General features: G+C 60.0%; 23 protein-coding genes. 10 read left to right on the top strand and 13 right to left on the bottom strand.

All coding sequences use genetic code 11. The features are described from left to right. The first annotated feature begins 20 nt into the window (after positions 1–20). The 5 genes from gcvT to Q0837_RS11995 are packed head-to-tail and all read left to right on the top strand — an operon-like array spanning position 21 to position 5,031. Positions 21–1,172, top strand: coding sequence for a glycine cleavage system aminomethyltransferase GcvT (gcvT, locus tag Q0837_RS12015; RefSeq protein ID WP_298469351.1), 1,152 nt, complete (start codon positions 21–23; stop codon positions 1,170–1,172). A gap of 5 nt (positions 1,173–1,177) precedes the next feature. Continuing rightward, positions 1,178–1,549 carry a glycine cleavage system protein GcvH gene (gene gcvH, locus Q0837_RS12010; protein WP_298469349.1) on the top strand — a complete coding sequence of 124 codons (372 nt, stop codon included), beginning with the start codon at positions 1,178–1,180 and terminating at the stop codon, positions 1,547–1,549. A gap of 55 nt (positions 1,550–1,604) precedes the next feature. After that, positions 1,605–2,969, top strand: coding sequence for an aminomethyl-transferring glycine dehydrogenase subunit GcvPA (gcvPA, locus tag Q0837_RS12005; RefSeq protein ID WP_298469346.1), 1,365 nt, complete (start codon positions 1,605–1,607; stop codon positions 2,967–2,969). Beyond that, positions 2,966–4,558: an aminomethyl-transferring glycine dehydrogenase subunit GcvPB gene (gene gcvPB, locus Q0837_RS12000; RefSeq protein WP_298469343.1), complete on the top strand. Its 1,593-nt coding sequence runs from the start codon at positions 2,966–2,968 to the stop codon at positions 4,556–4,558. The genes gcvPA and gcvPB overlap by 4 nt, the downstream gene beginning before the upstream one ends. Before the next feature lie 11 nt (positions 4,559–4,569). Further along, positions 4,570–5,031 carry a phage tail protein gene (locus tag Q0837_RS11995; RefSeq protein ID WP_298469340.1) on the top strand — a complete coding sequence of 154 codons (462 nt, stop codon included), beginning with the start codon at positions 4,570–4,572 and terminating at the stop codon, positions 5,029–5,031. 9 nt (positions 5,032–5,040) lie between these two features. On the opposite strand, the gene Q0837_RS11990 is transcribed toward Q0837_RS11995, so the two are convergent. Next, on the bottom strand, positions 5,041–6,339 hold the full coding sequence (locus tag Q0837_RS11990; protein WP_298469337.1) for an oligosaccharide flippase family protein: 1,299 nt from the start codon (positions 6,337–6,339) through the stop codon (positions 5,041–5,043). Between the two features lie 21 nt (positions 6,340–6,360). Further along, complete coding sequence (locus Q0837_RS11985) at positions 6,361–7,182, bottom strand: NTP transferase domain-containing protein (protein ID WP_298469335.1); 822 nt, start codon at positions 7,180–7,182, stop codon at positions 6,361–6,363. 91 nt (positions 7,183–7,273) lie between these two features. Here Q0837_RS11985 and Q0837_RS11980 point away from each other — a divergent pair, with 91 nt between their 5' ends. After that, positions 7,274–8,005, top strand: a complete 732-nt coding sequence (locus tag Q0837_RS11980; RefSeq protein WP_298469333.1) for a hypothetical protein — start codon at positions 7,274–7,276, stop codon at positions 8,003–8,005. Here the strand turns inward: Q0837_RS11980 and mmsB are convergent. The 6 genes from mmsB to Q0837_RS11950 form a co-directional block, all read right to left on the bottom strand. Next, positions 7,999–8,886: a 3-hydroxyisobutyrate dehydrogenase gene (mmsB, locus tag Q0837_RS11975; RefSeq protein WP_366519679.1), complete on the bottom strand. Its 888-nt coding sequence runs from the start codon at positions 8,884–8,886 to the stop codon at positions 7,999–8,001. The two genes, Q0837_RS11980 and mmsB, sit on opposite strands and share 7 nt — an antisense overlap. 113 nt (positions 8,887–8,999) lie before the next feature. Next, positions 9,000–9,824, bottom strand: coding sequence for an enoyl-CoA hydratase-related protein (locus Q0837_RS11970; RefSeq protein ID WP_298469898.1), 825 nt, complete (start codon positions 9,822–9,824; stop codon positions 9,000–9,002). Then, positions 9,799–10,077, bottom strand: coding sequence for a hypothetical protein (locus Q0837_RS11965; RefSeq protein WP_298469329.1), 279 nt, complete (start codon positions 10,075–10,077; stop codon positions 9,799–9,801). The genes Q0837_RS11970 and Q0837_RS11965 overlap by 26 nt, the downstream gene beginning before the upstream one ends. 334 nt (positions 10,078–10,411) lie before the next feature. Then, positions 10,412–11,482 (bottom strand): enoyl-CoA hydratase/isomerase family protein, encoded by a 1,071-nt coding sequence (locus Q0837_RS11960; RefSeq protein ID WP_298469896.1) that lies wholly within the window; start codon positions 11,480–11,482, stop codon positions 10,412–10,414. 8 nt (positions 11,483–11,490) lie between these two features. Then, positions 11,491–11,886, bottom strand: a complete 396-nt coding sequence (locus Q0837_RS11955) for a VOC family protein (RefSeq protein WP_298469327.1) — start codon at positions 11,884–11,886, stop codon at positions 11,491–11,493. Then, on the bottom strand, positions 11,883–13,028 hold the full coding sequence (locus tag Q0837_RS11950) for an acyl-CoA dehydrogenase family protein (RefSeq protein ID WP_298469325.1): 1,146 nt from the start codon (positions 13,026–13,028) through the stop codon (positions 11,883–11,885). Before Q0837_RS11950 ends, Q0837_RS11955 begins: the two co-directional genes overlap by 4 nt. Before the next feature lie 125 nt (positions 13,029–13,153). Here Q0837_RS11950 and Q0837_RS11945 point away from each other — a divergent pair, with 125 nt between their 5' ends. Then, the gene (locus Q0837_RS11945) at positions 13,154–13,561 is read left to right on the top strand and encodes a hypothetical protein (RefSeq protein ID WP_298469324.1); all 408 of its coding nucleotides are present in this window, start codon (positions 13,154–13,156) and stop codon (positions 13,559–13,561) included. Positions 13,562–13,576: 15 nt separating this feature from the next. Here Q0837_RS11945 and Q0837_RS11940 read toward each other — a convergent pair whose 3' ends face one another. The 5 genes from Q0837_RS11940 to Q0837_RS11920 form a co-directional block, all read right to left on the bottom strand. After that, positions 13,577–13,963 carry a RidA family protein gene (locus Q0837_RS11940; protein WP_298469321.1) on the bottom strand — a complete coding sequence of 129 codons (387 nt, stop codon included), beginning with the start codon at positions 13,961–13,963 and terminating at the stop codon, positions 13,577–13,579. Positions 13,964–13,972: 9 nt separating this feature from the next. Beyond that, positions 13,973–14,707 (bottom strand): glycoside hydrolase family 19 protein, encoded by a 735-nt coding sequence (locus Q0837_RS11935; RefSeq protein WP_298469318.1) that lies wholly within the window; start codon positions 14,705–14,707, stop codon positions 13,973–13,975. A gap of 112 nt (positions 14,708–14,819) precedes the next feature. Then, positions 14,820–16,049, bottom strand: coding sequence for a polysaccharide deacetylase family protein (locus Q0837_RS11930; protein ID WP_298469315.1), 1,230 nt, complete (start codon positions 16,047–16,049; stop codon positions 14,820–14,822). A 10-nt stretch (positions 16,050–16,059) separates the two neighbouring features. Next, positions 16,060–17,556, bottom strand: coding sequence for a CoA-acylating methylmalonate-semialdehyde dehydrogenase (locus tag Q0837_RS11925; protein WP_298469312.1), 1,497 nt, complete (start codon positions 17,554–17,556; stop codon positions 16,060–16,062). A 207-nt stretch (positions 17,557–17,763) separates the two neighbouring features. Next, entirely contained in the window at positions 17,764–18,519 is a 756-nt protein-coding gene (locus Q0837_RS11920) for a WecB/TagA/CpsF family glycosyltransferase (RefSeq protein ID WP_298469309.1), read from the bottom strand. Positions 18,520–18,681: 162 nt separating this feature from the next. Between Q0837_RS11920 and Q0837_RS11915 the strand changes: the two genes are divergently transcribed. From Q0837_RS11915 to Q0837_RS11905, 3 genes are all read left to right on the top strand, one after another. Next, positions 18,682–19,572, top strand: a complete 891-nt coding sequence (locus tag Q0837_RS11915; RefSeq protein WP_298469307.1) for a glycosyltransferase family 2 protein — start codon at positions 18,682–18,684, stop codon at positions 19,570–19,572. 316 nt (positions 19,573–19,888) lie between these two features. Next, positions 19,889–20,830, top strand: a complete 942-nt coding sequence (locus Q0837_RS11910; RefSeq protein WP_298469305.1) for a tetratricopeptide repeat protein — start codon at positions 19,889–19,891, stop codon at positions 20,828–20,830. Then, positions 20,806–21,819, top strand: a complete 1,014-nt coding sequence (locus tag Q0837_RS11905) for a hypothetical protein (protein ID WP_298469302.1) — start codon at positions 20,806–20,808, stop codon at positions 21,817–21,819. The genes Q0837_RS11910 and Q0837_RS11905 overlap by 25 nt, the downstream gene beginning before the upstream one ends. The last annotated feature ends 65 nt before the right edge of the window (positions 21,820–21,884 follow it).

Genomic DNA, 21,884 nt, shown 5'->3' with positions numbered 1-21,884 from the left:
GCCACGCGGGGACTGTTGATTTGAGCGACGAACACACCGAAGAAGAAGCGATCCCGTTGGGCAAGCTGCCGCTCGATTTATGGCATCGTGCCTATGGCGCGCGGATGGTGCCGTTTGCGGGCTATGAAATGCCGATCCAGTATGATGGTATCGTGGCTGAGCACAACTGGACGCGGACAAGCGCCAGCCTGTTCGACGTCTCGCATATGGGGCAGGTCGGATTGTCTGGTCCATCCGAGGATGGGGAAGAGGCCGCTGCGCAGGCTGCCGAAGCGCTCGAAGCTCTGGTGCCGGGTCTCATTACGTCGTTGAAGCGCGGCAAAATGCGCTACTCGATGTTGCTCGATGAAAATGGCGGTATCCTCGATGATCTGATGGTGACCAATAACGGCCCGCGCATCGGCGTGGTCGTGAACGGCGCGGTGAAGTGGGACGATATCGGCCATCTGCGCGAGCATCTGCCCGATGAGATCACTCTGCATCACTTCGATGATTGCGCGCTGTTGGCGCTGCAAGGCCCGAAAGCAGGCGAAGTGCTGGCCGATCTGGTCCCGGCGACAGCCGAGCTGACCTTCATGAATTCAGAGCTGTTTGAATGGAATGGCACGCATCTTTGGGTCAGCCGTTCGGGATATACCGGCGAAGACGGATTTGAGATCACGGTGCACGAAGACTTCGTAGTCGATCTCGCCGAAGCCCTTTGCGACGATGAGCGTGTGAAGCCTGCTGGCCTCGGCGCGCGGGACTCGCTGCGGCTTGAAGCGGGCTTGCCCTTGTATGGCCACGATATCACCGCCGAGATTGACCCAGTCAGCGCCGACCTCACCTTTGCCCTTTCCAAAAAGCGCCGCGAGGCAGGCGGCTATCTGGGCCACCGACCGGTGATGCAGGTGCTTGAAGACGGTCCCACTCAAAGGCGGGTTGGCCTGCTGCTCGAAGGCCGGATGCCTGCGCGCGAGGGTTCGGACGTCTATTCGGGCGACACCAAAGTTGGCCGCGTCACCAGCGGCGGCTTTTCGCCCACGCTCGGACAGCCCATCGCCATGGCCTATGTCGATATCGCGCATGCCGCTGATGGCACCGCGCTGGAATGCGAAGTGCGCTCAAAGCGCCTGCCCGCAACCGTTTCACCCATGCCGTTTGTCCCACATCGCTATTATCGAGGGAGCTGAATTTTATGCCGCGTTACTTCACTGATGAACATGAATGGATCGACGTCGAAGGCGATAGCGCCACGGTCGGCATCACCGATTATGCGCAAGAGCAGCTGGGCGACATCGTGTTCGTCGAATTGCCCGATGTCGGCGCAATGCTCGACAAGGGCGGCGATGCTGCGGTGGTCGAGAGCGTCAAAGCCGCCAGCGATGTCTACGCTCCGATCACGGGTGAAGTGACCGAAGGCAATTCCGCACTCGAAGATGAACCTGCGTTGGTAAATTCCTCGCCTGAGGAAGAAGGCTGGTTCTTCCGCATGACCATCGGCGACAGCGCCGAGCTCGAAGGGCTGATGGACGACAAGGGCTACAAGGCGTTCGTCGACAACCTTTGACGCCGGCTCTGCGTATCTCCGCAGCTACAGCACCGAACCTGCAAGGCTATTGAACATGCGTTACCTGCCTCTCACCGATACCGACCGCGCCGATATGCTGGAGCGCGTTGGAGCATCCTCGATCGATGATCTGTTTGTCGATGTGCCCGAAGTCGCGCGGCTTGATGGTCCGATCCGCGATCTGCCGATGCATGCCAGCGAGATGGCGGTTGAGCGGCATATGAAGGGGCTGGCGGCTAAGAACGTCGCCGCTGGCGATGCTCCGTTCTTCCTCGGCGCGGGGGCATATCGCCACCATATCCCGGCGAGCGTCGACACCGTGATCCAGCGCGGCGAGTTCCTGACCGCCTACACGCCGTATCAGCCCGAAATCGCGCAGGGCACGTTGCAGATGCTGTTCGAGTTCCAGACGCAGGTTGCACGCCTGTATGGCTGCGCTGTAGCGAATGCCTCGCTCTATGATGGCTCGACCGCGTGTTGGGAGGCGGTCGCGATGGCGGGCCGTGTGACCAAGCGTAAACGGGCGGTTCTGTCGGGCGCACTGCATCCGCATTATGCGCAGGTGGTCAAAACGATGGCGCAGTTCACTGGCGACACGATTGCCGATGCGCAACCTGCGATCCAGACCGAGCCGGACCTTGAGGGCCTGATCAGCCGGATCGATGAAGACACCGCCTGCGTGGTCGTGCAATATCCCGACATTCTCGGTCGGGTCAGCGATCTATCCAAAGTCGCCGAAGCCGCGCATGCCAAGGGCGCGCTGCTGGTCGCGGTCAACACCGAGCCGGTGGCTCTGGGCGCGATCCAATCTCCCGGCGAGCTGGGCGCGGATATCGTCGTAGGCGAGGGGCAGGCCATCGGTGTCGGTCTGCAGTTTGGCGGTCCGTATCTCGGCCTGTTCGCGGTGCGTAATCCGAAGCATGTCCGCCAGATGCCGGGCCGGCTTTGCGGAGAAACAACGGATGCCGAAGGGCGTCGCGGGTTCGTGCTGACGCTCTCAACTCGCGAGCAGCATATTCGCCGCGAGAAAGCGACCTCGAACATCTGCACAAATTCCGGCCTGTGTGCGCTGGCGTTCAGCGTGCATATGACGCTGCTGGGTGAGAAGGGCTTGCGCGAGCTGGCGGCAGAGAACCACCGATTGGCGTGCCTCGCCGCCGACCGGCTGGAGAAAGTGCCAGGCGTGAAACTGCTCAACAACGCCTTCTTCAACGAGTTTACCCTGATGCTCGATGACAAACCCGCGCGCGACTTAGTGCGAGAGCTTGCGGATCGCGGCGTACTGGGCGGCGTATCGCTCGGGCGGCTCTATCCGGGCGTCGAAGCGCTCGAACACGCGCTGCTGGTGACTGTGACCGAACTGACCACCGAGGAAGATATCGAAACGCTCGCGACTGAGCTCGAAGGAGTGCTGTCATGAACGCGCCGAACAAATCCGGATGGAAGCCCGAAATGACCGTGTCGGAAGACGGCATCCACAACGGCCCGGCGACCACCACCGGCAACCACGCGCTAATGCTGGAAGAGCCACTGCTGTTCGAGATTGGCCATGCAGAAGTCACCGGTGTGGACTTGCCTGAGCTTGATGCAAACGCACCGACCCGCCTTGCCGGTCTCGAACGCTCCGAACCCATCGGTCTGGTCGGCCTGACTGAGCCGGAGACCGTCCGCCACTATACGCGCCTCAGCCGTCAGAATTACGGGATTGACCTCGGTTTCTTCCCGCTCGGCAGTTGCACGATGAAGCACAATCCGCGCCTCAACGAGAAGATGGCGCGGTTGCCCGGCTTTGCCGATATTCATCCATTGCAACCGGTCGCGACCATACCAGGAGCGCTGGAGGTGATGAACGAGCTGGCGCATTGGTTGATCGATCTCACCGGGATGCACTCCGTCGCGATGAGCCCCAAGGCGGGCGCACATGGCGAGCTTTGCGGAATCCTGTGTATCCGTGCTGCTTTGGAAGCGCGCGGTGATGCCCGCGAAGTCGTCCTCGTCCCCGAAAGCGCGCATGGCACCAATCCAGCCACCGCCGCCTTCGCAAATTACCGTGTCGAAAATATCCCCGCGACACCCGCAGGCCGCGTCGACCTGCAAGCGCTCAAAGATCGACTTGGCCCTGATGTCGCAGCGGTGATGATCACCAATCCCAACACCTGCGGCTTGTTCGAGCCGGATCTGCGAGAGATCTCCGATGCGGTCCATGAAGCAGGCGGCTACGTCTATTGCGACGGTGCGAATTTCAATGCGATTGTTGGCAAGGTGCGCCCCGGCGACCTTGGCGTTGATGCGATGCATATCAACTTGCACAAGACCTTCTCCACTCCGCATGGCGGCGGTGGACCGGGTTCTGGGCCGGTTGTGCTTTCCGAAGCGCTCGCACCCTTCATGCCTTTGCCATACACGGCGCGGACCGCCGATGGCGTTGTCCATCTGGTCGAAGAAGAACAGGCCGAAACTTTCGCCAGGGAGCATTTTGGCGGCCCGCTAAGCCACTTTGGCCGGATGACGGCGTTCCACGGTCAGATGGGCATGTTCACACGCGCGCTCACCTATATGCTCAGCCACGGTGCCGATGGGCTAAAGCAGGTTGCCGAAGACGCCGTGCTCAACGCCAATTACATCCTGCGCAGCCTTGAAGACATCCTCTACGCGCCCTTTGCAGACAGCGGCCCGTGCATGCACGAGGCGCTGTTTGGCGATAAGGATTTCGGCGGTGGGCTTTCAACTCTTGATCTCGCCAAGGGGCTGATCGACGAAGGCTACCACCCGATGACAGTGTATTTCCCGCTCGTCGTGCACGGCGCGATGCTGGTCGAACCGACCGAGACCGAGAGCAAGGCGAGCATCGACCAATTCATCACCGCGTTCCGATCCGTGACCGAGCGCGCGCTAGCCGGTGACGAAACGCTCAAGCAGGCACCGTACTACGCACCGCGTCGCAGGCTCGATGAGACAGCGGCGGCAAGAAAGCCCAAGCTGGCTTGGGAAGCGCCGGACGAGGGGTAGGAGAACAAGCGATGGCGGATGATGGATCGGCGCAAACGGGTTCGGTCTGGCCACTCCCCAAGTTCCATTTCGAGGTCAGGTTCGGCGACGCAGATCCGGTCCCGTTCCAGGAGCTCAGCGGTCTCGATGCCGAAAGCGAGGTGATTGAGTATCGCCATGGCAATTCGCCTGCGTTTTCACCGATCAATATGCCGGGTCTCAAGAAATCCGGCATTGTGACTATGAAAAGGGGCCTATTCTGCAACGACCACGTGTTTTGGGATTGGTTCAACGAGGTCAAGATGAACACGGTCAATCGTCAGACGGTCACCATTTCGCTGCTTGATGAAGCGGGTGCGCCGACGATGGTCTGGAAGCTGACCAATGCGTTCCCAACCAAGGTGAGCAGTACCGACTTGAAATCCGACAGCAATGAAGTGGCGGTCGATACTGTCGAACTGGCATTCGAGACCGTCACGATGAAAAATGGCTGAGTAGGAGCCTTATTCGGCGGGCGGTGCGACCTTCTGGGGTGCTTCGCCGGGTTCTGTTTCCGCTGGCTCGACCACCAGTTTGATCTCCCGCAGGTTGAGGATCGCCACATAGAAGCCGACGACCGCGAGCGAACTTGATCCCAGCACCGCGAAGGCTGCGCCCTTTGCGCCATTCCAGTCGATGGCTGCATCCAGGAACACCAGGGCCAGAATTGTTGGCACCGCCCGCACGAGGAACGCCGTGCCGGCGCGCCCGGCAGAGACAAGCAGTGATTCCAGGCTCGCCCCGACAAGCTCGACCGCGCCTGCAATCGAGAGGATCACCATTGCCCAGTAGAACACTCGGAATTCTTCGCCCGCGATCAATTCCAAGCCCCAGCGACCAAACAGCAATGAGACGCCGACCGCGATTACACCGCCGACCAGCGCGATATTGGCCATGCGGCGAGCGATCGCGAGCGCATCGTCCTTGGCATGTACCAGCTCTGGCAGGATCGCTTTGGAGATGGCTTGTGCAAGCGTGACCAGCGCTTGCCCCAATTGGCTCGCGACCCGGAACCCGCCAGCGAGTGCCGCTCCGCCGAACGCTCCGACCAACAGGATCATCACTTGCTTGCTGGCGATAGTCAGGCTTCCCGACATGTTGGTTGACCAGACGAAGCGCCAGGCATCGGCATGCTTTTGCGGAATACGGGTCAGGCTGACCTTGGACAGGTCGATGCGTTCCGTCCTTGCTGCGACGATCCAGAGTGCAAGGGCGACTGTCACCTCTGATGCTGCCCAAGCGAGGATGAAGCCCATCACGTTGGGCATGAATACGACAGCGAGCAGCGCGCCGATGGCGCGGATTACCGGCTGAACAGTCTCGGCGGCGGTTGCGATGCCGAACTTGAAGCGCAATCTGAGCAATCCGGTTGGCGTAGTGCGGATCGAGAGCAGTGAAACGATGCAATAGCCGAAGGTTAGCCACATCAGCTCTGTTGGCAGCGGCAGCCACAATTGTGCGGTCCAGACGAGGAGCCCCGCCAATACGGTGCCCATCGCGACCGAAAGCAAATCGAGCGCAATCGCAAAACCTGTGGCTTCGGCGGGGCCTTCCCCATTTGCTCCCCAGCGGACCACGAATTGCCAAGTTTGGAAGTTGGCGATCCCGGTCACGGTCTGCCCCAGAGCGACGATTAACGCAAAATATCCGAAACCTTCGGTGCCGAGCGTGCGAGTGGCGAGCGCGAGATAGACCAGACTGAGCACGGCATTGATACCGCGCCCGCCAAGCAGCCAGCCCATATTGGCGAACAGACGACCCATTCGCTGCGCGCCCGCCGCCGGTCAACCGGCAGCGGCGTCACCCTCACGGCGTTTCAGGATTTTCTCGGTCACTGCGTAGGTGCGTTCATTGTCGACATCGATTGCGTAGTGACCATCGGACACCACCACCGGAACCAGTTTGATGCCGAAGCGACGTGAAATCTGGTCGAACAGCTTTTCCTTGGAGCCCGTGCCCATGCGGAACCTGATGAGGTTCATCAGGCCGAACGCTTTGATGATCCGGCGCGGGAATTTCACGAACTGCCCACCTTCGCGCATGATCTCGGCAGCGCTCAGTGCCTGCTCGCTGCCGAGCCAATACATGTTGCAGTTCGAGTATCCGCCGTCCTTGAATTGATAGAACTTTGCTTGCCCCTGAGGGTCGGCCGCCCTCACGTCTTCCTTGCGCGCGAGGCCAGCGGCTCCGCCAGCTTCGGCCTCGAGGCACTTGCCGATGAATTCGGAATATCCTTCCGGGGTGACCAGGCAATTGTCTGCCGTCGTGATCATCAGAGGAAAGTCTGCGCCCTCTGCGCCTGAAAATACGCTGTCCACGATGTTGAACTTGCCTTCGGCGAAGGTCAGGCGACCTTCTGCCAGCAGTTTGGCGATCGTCGGTTGCTGCGCAATCTCATCCGGTTCGTGCGCGACGATACGGATCGCTCCGACACGGTCACATGCGGAAACCTGACTCACAACGCGTTCGATCATCGCAATGCCATTCACCGGGACCACGCATTTCTGCGCGACACCGGCCCGTTCGGCGAGTGGATCGAGCACGCCCGACCGCTTGCCTGCCATGATCAGGGCTGTGACTTTTTGTTGGTTAATTGGATCACTCATGGGGGGCGCCTTTAGCGCTAATCTAAGCGATGCGCAAAGCAAGGAAAGATGCCGCTTGTGCAACTTTTCGTCGCACGCCATGGCGATTGGGATGAAGATCGTCTTTTCTCGCAAGGGGTTCGACAGCAGCGCTGGCGGCGGTCCGTCGCCGATTGTGGACGGACGTCCGGTGAGCTTGCCCATCCCGGCCGGGACCGCATCTTGTACGACTTACGGGGATCTGGGGCTTGGCGCGTTGGCCGCGAAAGCGAGCAAGGGAAGGATCAGCGCTGATGATTTGTGCCACCATGATCCCATGTTCACTGATGACAATATCTGCGTGTTCGGACAGCACAGCGCGGCGCAAACTCACCTTGAGCGGCAAGGCGTGAGTTTGGGCGATGTGTTCGTGTTTTTCGGATTGTTTGCAGAAGAAGAAACCGGCGAGCCGCATCATCGGATTTTCGGCTACCTGAAAGTGGATGAGATGATCGCGCTCGCGGATGGCGTTCCGCAGGATGTGCTCGATCTCGACCATCCGCATGCTCTGGCGATGCACAGTTCAAACGATGTGATCTGGCGTGGAGAAGGGCGGCTTGCCTCGCGAGCAAGCGATGCCTTGAGACTGACCGTGCCCGGCGGCCCGCCGAGCCTGTGGCAGCGCCCGGCTTGGCTCAAACGCGGCGGGTTATCGTATCACGACCGCGAGGACCGCTGGATGCGGGGCGGCAAGCTTTGCAGCGTTGCACGCGGCCAGGAGTTCGTTGCTGACGTCGGCAGGCGCAAGGCACCGCGAGAGTGGCTTGACCGCGTGATCGCCCAAATCCACGAACCCGCTCAATAGGTCTTGATGATCGCCGAGAAATCGAGCGCTTCGTTGCCCGCGCCCAGAAAGTCTTCATAGAGCGAAGCCGCGCGCGAACCGAGCGGCACGGCGGCATCGGCGGTCTCGGCAGCTTCCATGGCGAGGCGCAAATCCTTCACCATCAGGGGCGTTGCAAAGCCGCCTGCATAACCATTGTCGGCCGGGCTCTCCACACCCACACCGGGCAGCGGTGTGTAGGCGTTGAGCGACCAGTTATAGCCAGAGCTTTGTGAGCTGATTTCGTAGAATTTTTGCGGATCGAGCCCCAGCTTCTCCGCCATCTTCATCGCTTCGGCGGTTCCGATCATGGTGATCGCAAGCAGCATGTTGTTGCAGATCTTGGCCGTCTGTCCGGCCCCGGCATCGCCTGCATGGATGACGGCCTTGCCCATCGCGTTGAGTATCGGTTCGGCGCGTTTGAACGCCTCTTCGGTGCCGCCGACCATAAAGGTAAGGGTCCCGCCATTTGCAGCCGCAATACCTCCCGAAACCGGTGCATCGACCATCTGATAATTGTGTGCCTCGGTCACTTCTATCACTTCGCGCGCGGTCGCCACGTCGATGGTCGAGCAATCGAGCATGATCGCACCTTCGGGAGCGTGACCGATCACATCGTCCCAGTAGACTTGCTTCACGATCGCACCATTGGGCAGCATCGAGACCACTGCTTCGGCCTCTGCGCAGGCTTCTTTGGCGGTTCCGAACGTCCCGCAACCAGCCTCTTTGGCCGCCGCCAGAGCGTCTTCGGATAGGTCGAACGCGCGCACCTCATGGCCCGCTTTTACCAAGTTGGCAGCCATGCCGCCGCCCATGTTTCCAAGGCCGATAAAGGCGATTTTCATGTGGTATTTCCTCTCCATCTCGTCATTGCGAGCGGCGCAGCCGCGCGGCAATCCAGTTTCTGTTCTATCGGCCAGGTTCGACGCTGGATTGCTTCGTCACTGCGTTCCTCGCAATGACGAAAATTGATGGGTCACCGTCCCTTCCAGTTCCCCTCACGCTTCTCGATGAATGCCGCCATGCCTTCCTGCTTATCCTCTGATGCGGTGAGGATCTGGAAGATACGGCGCTCCACGATCAGGCCCTGATCCAGCGTCATTTCGAAGGCGGAATTGACCATTTCCTTGTTCGCGATGGTCGCCATCGGCGGCATTCCGGCGATGACGCCAGCGGTCTTGAGCGTCTCGGCGAGCAGGTCGGCATGCGGCACGACCTTGGCAACGAGATTGCTGCGCTCCGCTTCTTCCGCGCCCATCATCCGACCGGTCAGGCACATTTCCATCGACTTCGACTTGCCGATGGCGCGGGTCAGGCGCTGTGATCCGCCCATGCCGGGAGCGACGCCGAGCTTGATCTCGGGCTGGCCAAACTTTGCGTTGTCAGAGGCGATGATGAAGTCGGCCATCATCGCCAGCTCGCACCCGCCGCCTAGCGCAAAACCGTTGACCGCCGCGATCCATGGCTTGCGGGTCTTCTTCACGATCTCGCTGGTCCACGGCGAGAAGAAATCGTCGAGATAAAAATCGGCAGCGGCCTTGTCGGACATCTCTTTGATGTCAGCACCCGCCGCGAATGCCTTGTCGCCCGAACCGGTCAGGATCGCGCAAAGTTGGCTGTCATCGGCCTGATAGGCGGCGAATGCCTGTATCAGCTCATCGAGGACGACCGAGTTGAGTGCGTTCAAAGCCTTGGGCCGGTTGAGCGTCATCAGCGTCACACCCTTGGTGCCCTGCGCGTCGGTTTCGACGGTGATTGTGTCGTAACTGCTCACTTCAATTCTCCTCGCTTTCCCCAGCATCATTATTCTTGGTTTCGAGCGGAGTATCGCCCAGAATTACGCCCCATCCGTATTCATAGCGAACGTCGCACTCAACCTCGCCGGGTTCTTCAAAGTTCACGACATCGAACAGCTTTCGGTCCGAACGATTTCCGACGAGTTTGGAACCCGCGACCATGACGCGTGGTCGGACGTCATATTGGGTTCGAACACCGCGCCCTTCGATCTGGTACCTGACTTCGCCCTCTTCGTCGTCAATCCGGTAGAAGTTCATGCGCTTCTGGCGCCAATCGGGTCGTTGGCCACGGCTACGCTGGTCTAGGAAGTTGTCACCTTCGGTGAACTCTATCTCGTCTCCGTTTGCCAAATTGAGTTGAACCGAGCCGTAATGGATACCCAAATAGATGAGTTGAACAGACTGTCCTTCTGATGGTCGAACAACCAGATTGCGAAGGCAAACTGTTCCCGGGCCGGGTGTCGTGAATTCTTCTGCTGGTCCCAACTCCGCGTCGTTCACGGTGCGAGCCGGCTCACCGGATTGCAGTGACCCAAGAACAATAAGGAAAAAACCGATCAAAGCAGCTTACCGCCAGCCATCGATGGCGAGCTCATAGTGGTGTCCATTCCTCGTTATCAGGCAGGGGAGCAAAGATGCTGTCGATCAACTCCTCGCTCACCTCTTCAGGAGTTGCCGGGTCCCATTTGGGATCGCCCGTCTTGTCGGTGATCACTGCGCGCACGCCCTCGGCGAAATCGGGCCGGGTCAGCACGCGGCTGGCGATGCGATATTCCATCCGCATATTGTCGGCGAAGTCGGTCAGCTGCGCACTCTCCGCCAGCTGGCGCAGCGCGACCTTGCAGGTCTGCGGGCTCTTGGTGCCGAGCGTATCGCGCTCCTTTTGCGCCCACTCCGCTCCGCCGTTTTCGTTGCTCTCTATCTCCGCTTCGAGGCTGGCGAGGATATCTTCATAGCTGTCGCTGGCGAAATGCTTGGCGATACGCAGCGCGTTCTTTTCGATCCGTGCGTCGGGCGGCGTGCCAACAGGCTCTGACAGAATGCCGGCGATCCGTCCCGGGCGCTCGATAATGCGCGCCTTCAGGTCATCCAGCATCTCGCTAGGCACATAATGCGTCGCAAGCCCGGTCCACTGGCACTCAGAACCGTCGAGCCGTGCGCCGGTGAGTGCGAGGAACTGCCCGAGCCGTCCACCAAGGCGCGAAAGATACCATCCTCCGCCAACATCAGGAAACAAGCCGATCCCGGTTTCGGGCATGGCGAAGCGCGTGTTCTCGGTCGCGACGCGGAATTTCGCGGGCTGCGAAATGCCGACCCCGCCGCCCATCGTTATCCCGTCCATGAAGGCGACCACGGGCTTGGGATAGGTGAACAGTTGATGGTTGAGCTGGTATTCGTCGTGGAAGAACTTGCGTCCCGAGACACCGCCATCGTTGAGCGCAGAATCGCGCAGAAATGCGATATCGCCGCCTGCGCAAAATCCACGCGAGCCTTCTGCGTGGTCAAGGATGATGGCGGCGATCTCATCGTCACTGGCCCATTCGGACAGCGCGGCGCTCATCGCGTGGCACATTTCGAGCGTCAGCGCGTGTAGCGCCTTGGGGCGGTTTAGCGAGATGTGCCCGATCGGGCCATTTTTTCGGATGAGGACATCCTCAGTCATCGGGTCAGTCATCGGGTCTCTTTTCGTTCGAGCAAGTCCCAGCGATTGCCGAATGGGTCGCTGAATACTGCCACTATGCCGTACACCTCGTGGCGCGGTTCTTCGAGGAATTCCACCCCTGCGGCCATAAACCGGGCGTGCGTTTCGGCGAAATTATCGGTTTCGAGGAAGAAGCTCACCCGGCCACCGGTCTGATTACCGATGGCGGCGGCTTGGGCGTCGTTTGCGGCTTTGGCGAGGAGTAATCGTGCGCCGCCAGCCAGACCGACCACAACCCAGCGCTTTCCGTCGCCAAGAGCGACGTCTTCGATCAGCTCGAAGCCGAGTTTGCCGACATAGAACTCGGTCCCCGCGTCGTAGTCGGGTACGACGAGGGTAACAGTCGCTAGAGTCTCGGCGCTCACTGCCGCAGCAGATCCCGGCCCACGATCATCCGCATCACCTGATTGGTCCCTTCAAGGATCGAGTGTACGCGCAGGTCGCGCCAGAAGCGTTCGATCGGGTAGTCCTTCAGATAACCGTAGCCGCCGAACAATTGCAGCGCGTCGTTGACGACCTTGCTGCCATTGTCCGTGGCCAGCCGCTTAGCCATCGCGGAGAAGCGCGACTTGTCGGGTGCGTTATCGGTCACCTTGGCCGCTGCAAGATAGAGCAGAGCTCGGGCGCTCTCCAGATCGGTCGCCATATCGGCCAGCATGAACTGGGTGTTCTGGAAGTCGGCAATCGGCTGGTCGAACTGCTTGCGATCCTTGGTGTAGGCGACCGCTTCGTCGAGGCAGCGCTGCGCCCCGCCGAGCGAGCATGCGCCGATATTCAAGCGGCCCCCATCAAGCCCCATCATCGCGAACCGGAATCCTTCACCCTCATCGCCGACGAGGTTGGCGATTGGCACACGCGCGTCTTCGAAAATCACCTGCGCAGTTGGGGAGGCGTTCCAGCCCAGCTTCTTTTCGGGCGCGCCGAAGCTGACGCCCGGCGTGTCCTTGTCGATCACGAGGCAGGTGATGCCCTTGGTTTTATGCTCGCCGGTGCGGACCATTGTGACATAGACGTCGTTGACGCCGCCGCCGGAGATGAACTGCTTGGTGCCGTTGAGGACGTAGTGATCGCCATCCAGCCGCGCATTGGCCTTCAGGCCCGCTGCGTCCGATCCGCTGCCCGGTTCGGTGAGGCAATAGCTGGCGATTTTGTCCATCGTCACGAGGTCAGGAAGGTAGTGATCCTTCACGTCCTGGCCGCCAAACGTGTCGATCATCCACGCCGCCATATTGTGGATTGAGATAAATGCGCTGGTGGTCGGGCAGCCATAGGCCATTGCCTCCATGATCAGCGCCGCCTCAAGCCGACCAAGTCCGATCCCGCCGCTTTCCTCAGACACATAGATCGCGCCAAAGCCAAGCTCGGCGGTCTGCTTGATCGTGTCGATCGGGAAGATGTGTTTCTCGTCCCATTCCCCGGCATGCGGGGTGATGTTGTCGGCGGTGAAGCGCTGCGCCATTTCTTGAATGGCGAGCTGGTCTTCCGTGAGTGCAAATTGTCCTGTCATGGCTGCGCGCATTAGCCCCTCGCGCGGGGCGAGGGAAGGGCGTGCGAACACCGGACGATGGGGATTTTTGCTAGGGTGATTGCAATTCGCGTAACCAAACAGAGTGCCCGCGCGTATCTCCTGATATGACCCAGCAGCCCGCGCGCCTTTTGATCGTCTACAATGCCGATAGCGGCATCATTAATGCCCTGATGCATGCAGTGCACAAACAGGTCCGGCCAGAGACTTATCCGTGTTCCTTATGCGCGCTTACTTACGGAGCGGTGTCGATGCGGGGCGAATGGAAGGCGTTTCTTGGCAGGTTGCCGATGGATGTCGTGTTTCACCACCGCGACGATTTCGCGGAGGCGTATCCGGACCATGAATTCCCATTGCCCGCCATTCTGACCAGCGCGAACGGCAAGGAACCACAAATTCTGATCTCGGCAGAGGAGCTCGACGCCATGACGGATGCCGCGCAGCTGATCGCCCGGGTTGAGGACAGGCTGGTGATCGAAAGTCTGTATGGCCCGAGATTGCGTGTGGTTGCTTAGCGCGCCTGGCGATTATCAGGTGATCAGGGCTTCGGCTTCGATCTCGACCTTCCATTCCTTGCGACACAGCCACGCGACCCCGGCCATTGTCGCAGCCGGTCTCGCGTCTCCAAAATAGCGAGCATGGACTGAACCAACGGCTTCCTGATCGTTGAAATCGGTGAGCAACATGCGGGTTCGCACCACGTCGTCCGCTGAACCGCCCAAATCTTCGATGGCCGCGACGATCAATGCGCAGCACCTTTCCGCCTGCTCGGCAGCACCGCCCGGCGTGGTCGAGCCATCGGGCTCAACCGGGCCGGTCCCGGCGACGATAATGCGATCGCCATCTCTGACCGCGCGGCAAAAGCCGAACTCCGCTTCGAAAGGTGACCCTGATGTCGTGCGTTGTCTTGTGCTCATAGCGCCAAGTTAAAGCACGATTTCCTTCGCCCGGGCCAGTGCCTTTCGGCGATCATCCAGACCATTGGTTCCGCCGTTGATCTTCTTGGTAAGCGCGACAATGTCATCCTTGTCGGCGATTTTGTTGCACTTCCGGCTGTCCCAGTAGATGCAGCCTGCACGCACACCGGTCGCCGGGTTGGACAAAAGTTCAGGATCGGCGATCACATCGATGCCGGTGACCTTTTTGACCTCGCCGTAATTGTGTCGGCCAGTGGTTTGCTTGATCCCGCGCCCGCGATAGCGCCAACCATCACCCGGCTCAGTGTTGCCGAGGTTTCGTCGGCCCCAGTCGCCGCCATAGAGGATGTTGGCAATGGCGCTCTGGCGTTCCACCGACAACGCGCCTTCGCCTGACTTGCGACCGAGCCGGTTGGCATCGGCTTCGCTGATCCGGCTGCGCGAGAACACCAGCAGCAGTCCGCGCACCGAATAGTTCATGCTCTCGGTCATCTTGGAGAACCCGCCTGTCTCGACCGATTGCTGGGCAAGCACATGCGCGATCCGCAGCGGCGAGGTGATATCGACCTTGGGAAATTCAGCATGAGCGGCTTTGCCCAGATCCTTGCGCAGACTGCTGACGCTGGACTTCTGACCCACGAAGCTCATCAGCGTTGCCATGCTTACGGGACCAAAGTCTCCATCTACCGCCAGAGAATATCCGCGATCTTTCAGTCGTTGCTGCGCGCGTTTTGCGTTTTTCATGGCCCTCTCCTGTAGCCGTTACAGTTGAAGGCGTAGCAATGGACTGCGCCGCGCGATTGTTTGATTGCGCCAATTGTTCATCCACCGCGATGGCTGGTGGCGTCGCGTTCGGTTATTGGCAGCGCTTTCGCGGAAGGTCGTCTTTTGTCTTGGGTTCGCTGGCATCCGATGTGTGCAATCGCTGCTCGTTACCGTTGCCGACCAGCGACAGGCGTAGCGACTGCTCCCAAGTCTCTCCTTCGCCATCCATTGCCAGATCGACAATTACATCCTCGCCATCCAGCCTGACGTCGGTGGCCTTGCCGACGCTTTCGTAAAAGGTGATTGCACGCGGCCGGATCGCCATTCGCAAGTCGCTTTCGGGGGCGCAGGTGCCGCCCTCGTAATCCCACACGCCAAGATAGCGCGCGGGGATCGCGGAGGACGCTTTGCCGATTGCCCTTGCGTCGAATTCTGCCTGCGCCAGCTTCGTGTCGTTGCGAGCATACCAGCGGGGTGCAGGGAGGCCGCGCTCCCATGCGATCATTTCGGTGATGGTCCCCTGCGAGAAAGGGACATCGGGGCGCTCATCCGTCAGCGCATCGGCATAGGCATCATCGGCGGTGATGATTGTCCAGCCGTCAGCTCTTAGCGCGGCAACCAGATCGGGCAGGGCAAGCGCAACAAGGTCGCTTTCGTGCAGCAGCAAGACATGCGCAGGAGAGCGCCCCAGTGCCCTTTGCGCCAAAGCGTCGTAGTAACGCACGGCCTCGATGTGGCTTTCGATGAACAACGCTTTCAACGCCTCCAGATCAACCGGTTTTCCGGCGCGCGTCGCTGTGCTCAATGCGCCGTCATAGAACCAGTCCGAGGCATCGACGGTGACGTAGCCGTTGATCAGTCCGCGCTCTGCCAAGGCAGCGCGGATCGCGTCGCGCTTGGCTTTGTCACGGCCACCTTCATCGAGATAGGGGAAACGGAACCACGCGCGAGCGCCTTTGCGCACGTCGAGCCACTTTGCCGCGGCATCGATATCGGCGATGTAGTCCGACGCATCGGTGTCGCGCAGTTGCGAATGGTTGCTTGTATGATTGGCGATCACGTGACCCGCCGCGACATAGGCCGCAATCCGCGCTTCGCCGCCGGGCCGCTCGGCCAGCTTGCCCGGATTGAGGAAGAACGCCGCCTGCTCAACCTCGGCTTCGCTGAGCGCTGCAATGATGCGGATCGCACGCTCATCTTCGGAATACAGCACACCCGCATGACGCGGCGTATCATCAAAGGTGAGCGCGATGCGTTTGTCCTGCGCGGCGAGCTGCGCACCGAGTGTCAGGGCAAGTGCAGTGAGCAGCCAGCGCAGCATGGTTTCGCCCTTATCCGAAGGTTGGGATCACGAACGCGTTCGATCCGTCTCCGCCGCCATCGGGCCAGCGTTGGGTGACCTTCTTGTTCTTGGTCCAGAACGCGAGGCCTTCCGTGCCATACTGGTCGATGTCGCCAAAGCCCGAACGCTTCCAGCCTCCGAAAGAGTGATAGGCGACCGGCACAGGGATGGGGACATTGATGCCGACCATGCCGACATTCACGCGGCTGGCGAACTCGCGCGCGGCGTGGCCATTGCGGGTGAAGATTGCGACGCCGTTGCCGTATTGGTGCTCACTTGGCAGCCGTACTGCGTCCTCGAAGTCGTTGGCACGCACGATCTGGAGCACCGGTCCGAAGATTTCTTCCTGATAGCTGCTCATGGTCGGGGTTACGCGGTCGATCAGTGTCGGGCCGACGAAGAATCCGTTCTCGTGCCCCTGAAGCGTGTAGCCGCGCCCATCGACGACGATCTCGGCGCCTTCCTGCTCGGCCGTGTCGATCCAGCCTTCGATCCGGGTCTTGTGTTCGGGCGTGACCACCGGGCCGTAATGCGCGTCTGGATCGGTCGAGACACCGATGCGCAGCGCGTTGATCGCTGGGATCAGCTTTTCGCGCAGCCGGTCTGCCGTGTCCTCACCGACCGGGACCACCACGGGCAGCGCCATGCAGCGCTCGCCGGCTGAACCGAAGGCTGCACCTGCGAGGTCGTTTACCACCTGGTCGAGATCGGCGTCCGGCATCACGATACCGTGGTTCTTCGCACCGCCAAACGCCTGCACCCGCTTACCGTTTTCGGCCCCGCGTGAATAAATGTACTGAGCGATGTCGGATGAGCCGACAAAGCTGATGGCCGGAATGTCGGCGTGGTCGAGGATTGCATCGACCATTTCCTTGTCACCGTGGATCACTTGCAGCAGGCCCTCTGGCGCTCCAGCTTCCAGGAACAGCTCTGCGAGCCGCACCGGAACACTGGGATCGCGTTCGGATGGCTTCAGGATGAAGGCATTGCCCGCAGCGCAGGCCATGCCGAACATCCACATCGGGATCATCGCCGGGAAGTTGAACGGCGTGATGCCCGCGCCGATGCCGAGCGGCTGGCGGGTGGAATAGACGTCGATACCGGGGCCTGCCCCTTGCGTGTATTCGCCCTTCATGACTTGCGGAATCCCGCAAGCATATTCGATCACTTCAAGTCCGCGCTGCACATCGCCCTTGGCGTCATCGACAACCTTGCCATGCTCGGAGCTGAGCAATTCTGCGAGGCTCTGCATGTTGGCCTCGACCAGCTCCTTGAAGCGGAACATCACGCGGGCGCGTTTCTGCGGGTTGGTTGCGGCCCAGGCGGGCTGGACTTTCTTGGCTGTGGCGACTGCCTGTTCCAGCAACGCCGCATCGCCCAACGGAACCTCGGCCTGAACTTCGCCGGTCGAGGGGTTCCAGATCTGGTGCGTGCGAGCAGCAGGCCCGCCTGAGCCGCCAACTAGGAAGTGATCGACCTGACGCATGATTATTCCTCTCAACTATTCGAATCTGTCCGCAGCTTTAGCGTGCGCTAAGCGCGAATCCAATGACGGTGGCGATACTAATCGCATGCGCACGCTTCACCTATCTGAATGACCACTCTGCACGGCAATCGCATTGGCACTGAACGTGCTTCACGCTCGCTCTGGTTGGCCAAACCATCCGAGGGAGCGGTTCTCAGTCCGCGCGGTCTACTGCCGAAGCTCTCGCACCACGCAGCCAAGGAACCGCCACGAAGCCGACGCATATCTCGGAAGTAATCTGACGGGTTCGTGTCCGATGCGCCACAGCCACTCCAGACACAGCAGCTCGACCACGGCTGGGGGCTTGGGAGACAGACCAACGAATACCCGCAGCGACTGGCCCACGCACAATATCCAGGACCCATGCAACTGCGTCTTGCACTGGGAGGCGAAGATTTCGCTCTCCGGCGCTCCCAAACACACGAACACCAGGGACGGCCTGAATGCTGATATCTTGTCGATCAGCTGCTTCGCGTATTGTGAACCGCTTGCAAATTTTGCGGGCGCAACATCGACGCTGATATCACACTCTACGTTGAGGGATGTTCGCCACTGATACAGGCCGTCTCTTGTCTGACTGGAATCGACGATAAAGAACACGCGTTGGTTCAAGAGCGCTCTTTCGTCCGACAGAATGCGATGCACGACCTCCCGGCCTGTCACCCGTCTCAGCCGCGAAAGACCTCGCGCTCGCCCGAGAATTGCCACCGGAAATCCATCGCAGACGACCAAATCAGCCGAGTGCATGGCCTCCTTGAACCCTTCCGATCTCCCCATCTCGGCAACGTGCTGGATATTGGGGGTGACAAGTACCTGGGACGCCTGACGATCCAGCTGGCCTGATTGTAATATATGCGCAGCGACCGCCTTCGCGCTCATGGAGCTGAAAGAAAGGCCGAATATCGGGGCAGGGTGGTCATCCACAAGCACACCTTTAGCATGAGAGCGCAACGCGCATAAGCCGGATACCGCAAATGCAAATTGACCACGATCAAGCGGCGGTGTGAAAACAGAGGCTATTGGCGAAAAGACGGCTAAGGGTATCCGTGGTCTGGAATAGACCGAATGGTCGCAGAGGGAGCAACGATGCCGTCCGATGTCCTTGTTGTGATTGTGACGTACAACAGCTCACAAGACATTGGTGCGTGTCTGGACAGCATCCTGCGGTCTACGCACCGGCTGCGGGTTGTCATCCTCGACAACGCGTCTTCGGATGACAGCGCTGACCTCGCAGAACAGCACCCTGCGACAACGAAGGTGATCCGGAGCGCCACAAACCTCGGTTTCGCTCGGGGGGTCAATGAGGCCGTGAAGGGGGAGCAATTCGATCTGTTGCTGCTGTTGAACCCCGATACGCGGCTGGACGATAACTGCGTCGACACGCTGCTCGAATGCCGGGAAAGTCTTGGCGGCCCAGCAATCATAGGCGGGATTTCGCGCAACGCTAAGGGCGAACCTGGCAGGCATATACCCGTTCTTTCGCAGCCCAATTTGCCCCATGCTCTAAAGTTCGCATTTGGCCTTGGCACGATCCCGTTCACCCGCCGCTTCTCGCCCGACAGCTTTCACCCGAGGCCCGGCAAAAGAGTGGAGCCCGTACCTGCCATTGCCGGCTGCCTGATGCTCATTGAACGCGAGATATGGGAGCGGCTTGGCGGGTTCGACGAAGAATTCTTCATGTATGGTGAAGACGTCGATTTTTGCGTCAGAGCGCGGCTTTGTGGGTATTCGACCTACGTTTCGCAATTCGTGCGATACGTTCATATCGGCGGCGCGAGCTCCAAATCGGAATCCGACGAACTCTCCCTGGTCATGAGCGGCCGATACCTTCTTTATCGAAGATACACGCCTGCGGCGTTGGGATGCCATTTACTGTTGCTCGGCATATTGGCGCGAGGCGTCGCAGAGCGGCTGGTCGGTCGAAAGGGCAAGTGGTGGCCTGCATGGAAGGCTCGCAAGGTCTGGCTGCCCAACTAAACCCTAAGCGGTTGGGGCGGCTCATAACCACAGACGTGCCGATCAGAGGGCGGCGTCGAAAGGCATGGTGAAGCGCATGTCCGAAGTGGTCATGCGCTTCACCAATCTGATTGACCACTTCAGGCAGCATATGGCCCATCCGTTGCCGAGCGAGCGAATTCGTGTAACTCTTTCTCCGCCGAACACGAATGCAATTTGAGCTATCATCTGTCTGATTACGTTTTTGAGTCGCTGGCCCAGACACAGGGGACCGGCAGTTCAGATCAGGCGATGTCGCCGAAGTCTGCAATTCTGAACGCTACCGAGAGGAATGATCATGTCCGTCGCACGCAACCTTATCCGCACCAAGCCAGTCCTGTCCGCCTTTGCGGCAACAGCCGTGTTGCTGGCTTCGGGCACTACTGCGATCGCAGCGGGCGGCGGCGGAGGGGGTGGTTCCGTCTCACCAAGCCAGAGCGCACCACGATACGATCCGGCAGAAGAGTATCGCCAAGGCGTTGAGGCATTGAACCAGGAGCAGTTCGAAACTGCGGCAAAGCATTTCCGGCGGGTCACAAAGGTTTCGAAGCGCGATCCCAACAGCCACTATCTGCTCGGTGTGTCATATATGCGCGGCGGAGACGCGAAGAAGGCGCGCAAGCCACTTGAGAAAGCAGTCAAGTATGCGCCGGACCTTCTCGCGGCTCAGCGCGACCTTGCCATTGTCTATATGAGTCTTGAACGCTCCGATGATGCGAATGCGGTTCTCGCAGGTCTCAAGCAAAAGCAGGCAGCTTGTGCCGGAAACTGCCAAGAAAAGGCCAGCCTCGATGCAATCGTGGCCGAAGTCGAAAGCGCGCTTGGCGGCAAGCAATTGAGCCGCTTCGGTCCATCCGAGACGCTCTTGACCAAGGTGGCTGAAGGCGACGCTCGTTATGGTCAGGCCATTGGTCTTATCAACGAAGGCAAATACGAACTGGCTTTGATCAGCCTGAAAGACGCCGGGATTGCGTTCGGCCCACACCCGGACGTTCTCACCTATCAAGGCTTTGCCAATCGCAAGCTTGGCCGGTTTGACAAGGCAGAAGCCTACTACCAGCGCGCATTGGGTGTCGCCCCCGACCACCTCGGAGCGCTGGAATATTATGGCGAGCTCAAGGTCGAGCGCGGCGACATCGACGGTGCCAGATCACACCTGGCCCGGTTGGACGAGCTTTGTGCCTTCGGATGTCACGAAGCAGAGGAACTGCGCAGTTGGATCGCAAACCGCACAAGCTAGGGCTTTGGCTCCTGGGTCTTGCTTCGGTTGCGACAGTAGCGGTCGCGCAAGATCGCGAGCAACTTAGAGAAGAAGCGTGGCTGAGCGAAAGCGGCAAGATGGAAGCTCTGGTAAGCGAGCCCGCGACGCTCGATGCAGATCTGGAACGGCAGGTGGAGCAACTCCCCGACCCCGCCGGAATGATTGGTTCGGCGGACTGGAAGGACCAGCTGCAAGTCGGAACTTCGCTGTTCAAAACGCCGTTTCTGTTTGGCGGTCAGGCTGCCAAAGCGGGGCTTTCCTGCCATTCATGCCACGTGAACGGGCGTGACAATCCGCACTTCCAGTTCCCGGGTGTTTCCGGCCAACCAGGAACGGCTGACATCACGCACAGCTTTTTCAGCGCAAGCCTGGGCAATGGCACCTTTGATCCCGTGCCCATTCCGGATCTGGCTGAAGCTGGCAAAGTAGACCGTTCACCGCAGTCGGCCGAACTCGAAAAGTTCATTCGATCAATCATCGTCGAAGAGTTTGCAGGCGAAGAACCCGATGAATACGTCCTCGCCTCGCTTGCCACTTACACACGTGCGATTGGCCTGGTCGGGAAGTCCATGCCGCAGGAGCGGGTCGGTCGGAGCATAGGCAGGGACCTTGAAGTGGTCGATGTCATGGTCGGCCAGGCTCGGGCGCGGCTCATCGACCAACCGCAGGATCGGCAACGACTTTCACGGCTCCTGCTCGCAGGCGCGCGTCACCGACTGGCTTTGATCCATGAGCGCTTGATCGAACCCGATCACGCAAACCAGCGCGAGGCATTGGAACGGCGCTCCCGCACACTGGGGGACGTTCAAAACGGGCTAGCGGAAGAGGGACTGGCTCCCTCATCGGCGTCGAATCTGCTGCACGAGTGGCTGCGGTCCTTTGCAAACAAGACTGAGCTTGAGGCGCTTGAAGGCGCAAGCCTGTATGATCGTGATGTGCTGGCTAGGCACCTCGAAGCTTCGGAATAAACCGGTTGCAATCGCGATGATCTCAAGCGATTGGCCGACTTGCCTCGCGGGTGTAGCTCAATGGT

Origin of the sequence: uncultured Erythrobacter sp. (assembly GCF_947499705.1) — a bacterium.
Taxonomy (GTDB): Bacteria; Pseudomonadota; Alphaproteobacteria; order Sphingomonadales; family Sphingomonadaceae; genus Erythrobacter.
The sequence above is the reverse complement of the archived record's forward strand: the minus strand, read 5'-3'. Positions and strand labels throughout refer to the sequence as shown.

What these genes read in the sequence shown, in the direction of transcription:
- gcvPB (WP_298469343.1), top strand. Translation starts at nt 2,966, where the DNA reads ATGAACGCGCCGAACAAATCCGGATGGAAGCCCGAAATGACCGTGTCG.
- Q0837_RS11995 (WP_298469340.1), top strand. Translation starts at nt 4,570, where the DNA reads ATGGCGGATGATGGATCGGCGCAAACGGGTTCGGTCTGGCCACTCCCC.
- Q0837_RS11910 (WP_298469305.1), top strand. Translation starts at nt 19,889, where the DNA reads ATGTCCGTCGCACGCAACCTTATCCGCACCAAGCCAGTCCTGTCCGCC.
- Q0837_RS11915 (WP_298469307.1), top strand. Translation starts at nt 18,682, where the DNA reads ATGCCGTCCGATGTCCTTGTTGTGATTGTGACGTACAACAGCTCACAA.
- Q0837_RS11990 (WP_298469337.1), bottom strand. Translation starts at nt 6,339, where the DNA reads ATGGGTCGTCTGTTCGCCAATATGGGCTGGCTGCTTGGCGGGCGCGGT.
- gcvPA (WP_298469346.1), top strand. Translation starts at nt 1,605, where the DNA reads ATGCGTTACCTGCCTCTCACCGATACCGACCGCGCCGATATGCTGGAG.
- Q0837_RS11930 (WP_298469315.1), bottom strand. Translation starts at nt 16,049, where the DNA reads ATGCTGCGCTGGCTGCTCACTGCACTTGCCCTGACACTCGGTGCGCAG.
- Q0837_RS11940 (WP_298469321.1), bottom strand. Translation starts at nt 13,963, where the DNA reads ATGAGCACAAGACAACGCACGACATCAGGGTCACCTTTCGAAGCGGAG.
- gcvH (WP_298469349.1), top strand. Translation starts at nt 1,178, where the DNA reads ATGCCGCGTTACTTCACTGATGAACATGAATGGATCGACGTCGAAGGC.
- Q0837_RS11935 (WP_298469318.1), bottom strand. Translation starts at nt 14,707, where the DNA reads ATGAAAAACGCAAAACGCGCGCAGCAACGACTGAAAGATCGCGGATAT.
- Q0837_RS11960 (WP_298469896.1), bottom strand. Translation starts at nt 11,482, where the DNA reads ATGACTGAGGATGTCCTCATCCGAAAAAATGGCCCGATCGGGCACATC.
- mmsB (WP_366519679.1), bottom strand. Translation starts at nt 8,886, where the DNA reads ATGGAGAGGAAATACCACATGAAAATCGCCTTTATCGGCCTTGGAAAC.
- Q0837_RS11980 (WP_298469333.1), top strand. Translation starts at nt 7,274, where the DNA reads ATGAAGATCGTCTTTTCTCGCAAGGGGTTCGACAGCAGCGCTGGCGGC.
- Q0837_RS11985 (WP_298469335.1), bottom strand. Translation starts at nt 7,182, where the DNA reads ATGAGTGATCCAATTAACCAACAAAAAGTCACAGCCCTGATCATGGCA.
- Q0837_RS11950 (WP_298469325.1), bottom strand. Translation starts at nt 13,028, where the DNA reads ATGACAGGACAATTTGCACTCACGGAAGACCAGCTCGCCATTCAAGAA.
- Q0837_RS11925 (WP_298469312.1), bottom strand. Translation starts at nt 17,556, where the DNA reads ATGCGTCAGGTCGATCACTTCCTAGTTGGCGGCTCAGGCGGGCCTGCT.
- Q0837_RS11965 (WP_298469329.1), bottom strand. Translation starts at nt 10,077, where the DNA reads ATGAACTTCTACCGGATTGACGACGAAGAGGGCGAAGTCAGGTACCAG.
- Q0837_RS11970 (WP_298469898.1), bottom strand. Translation starts at nt 9,824, where the DNA reads ATGCTGGGGAAAGCGAGGAGAATTGAAGTGAGCAGTTACGACACAATC.
- Q0837_RS11945 (WP_298469324.1), top strand. Translation starts at nt 13,154, where the DNA reads ATGACCCAGCAGCCCGCGCGCCTTTTGATCGTCTACAATGCCGATAGC.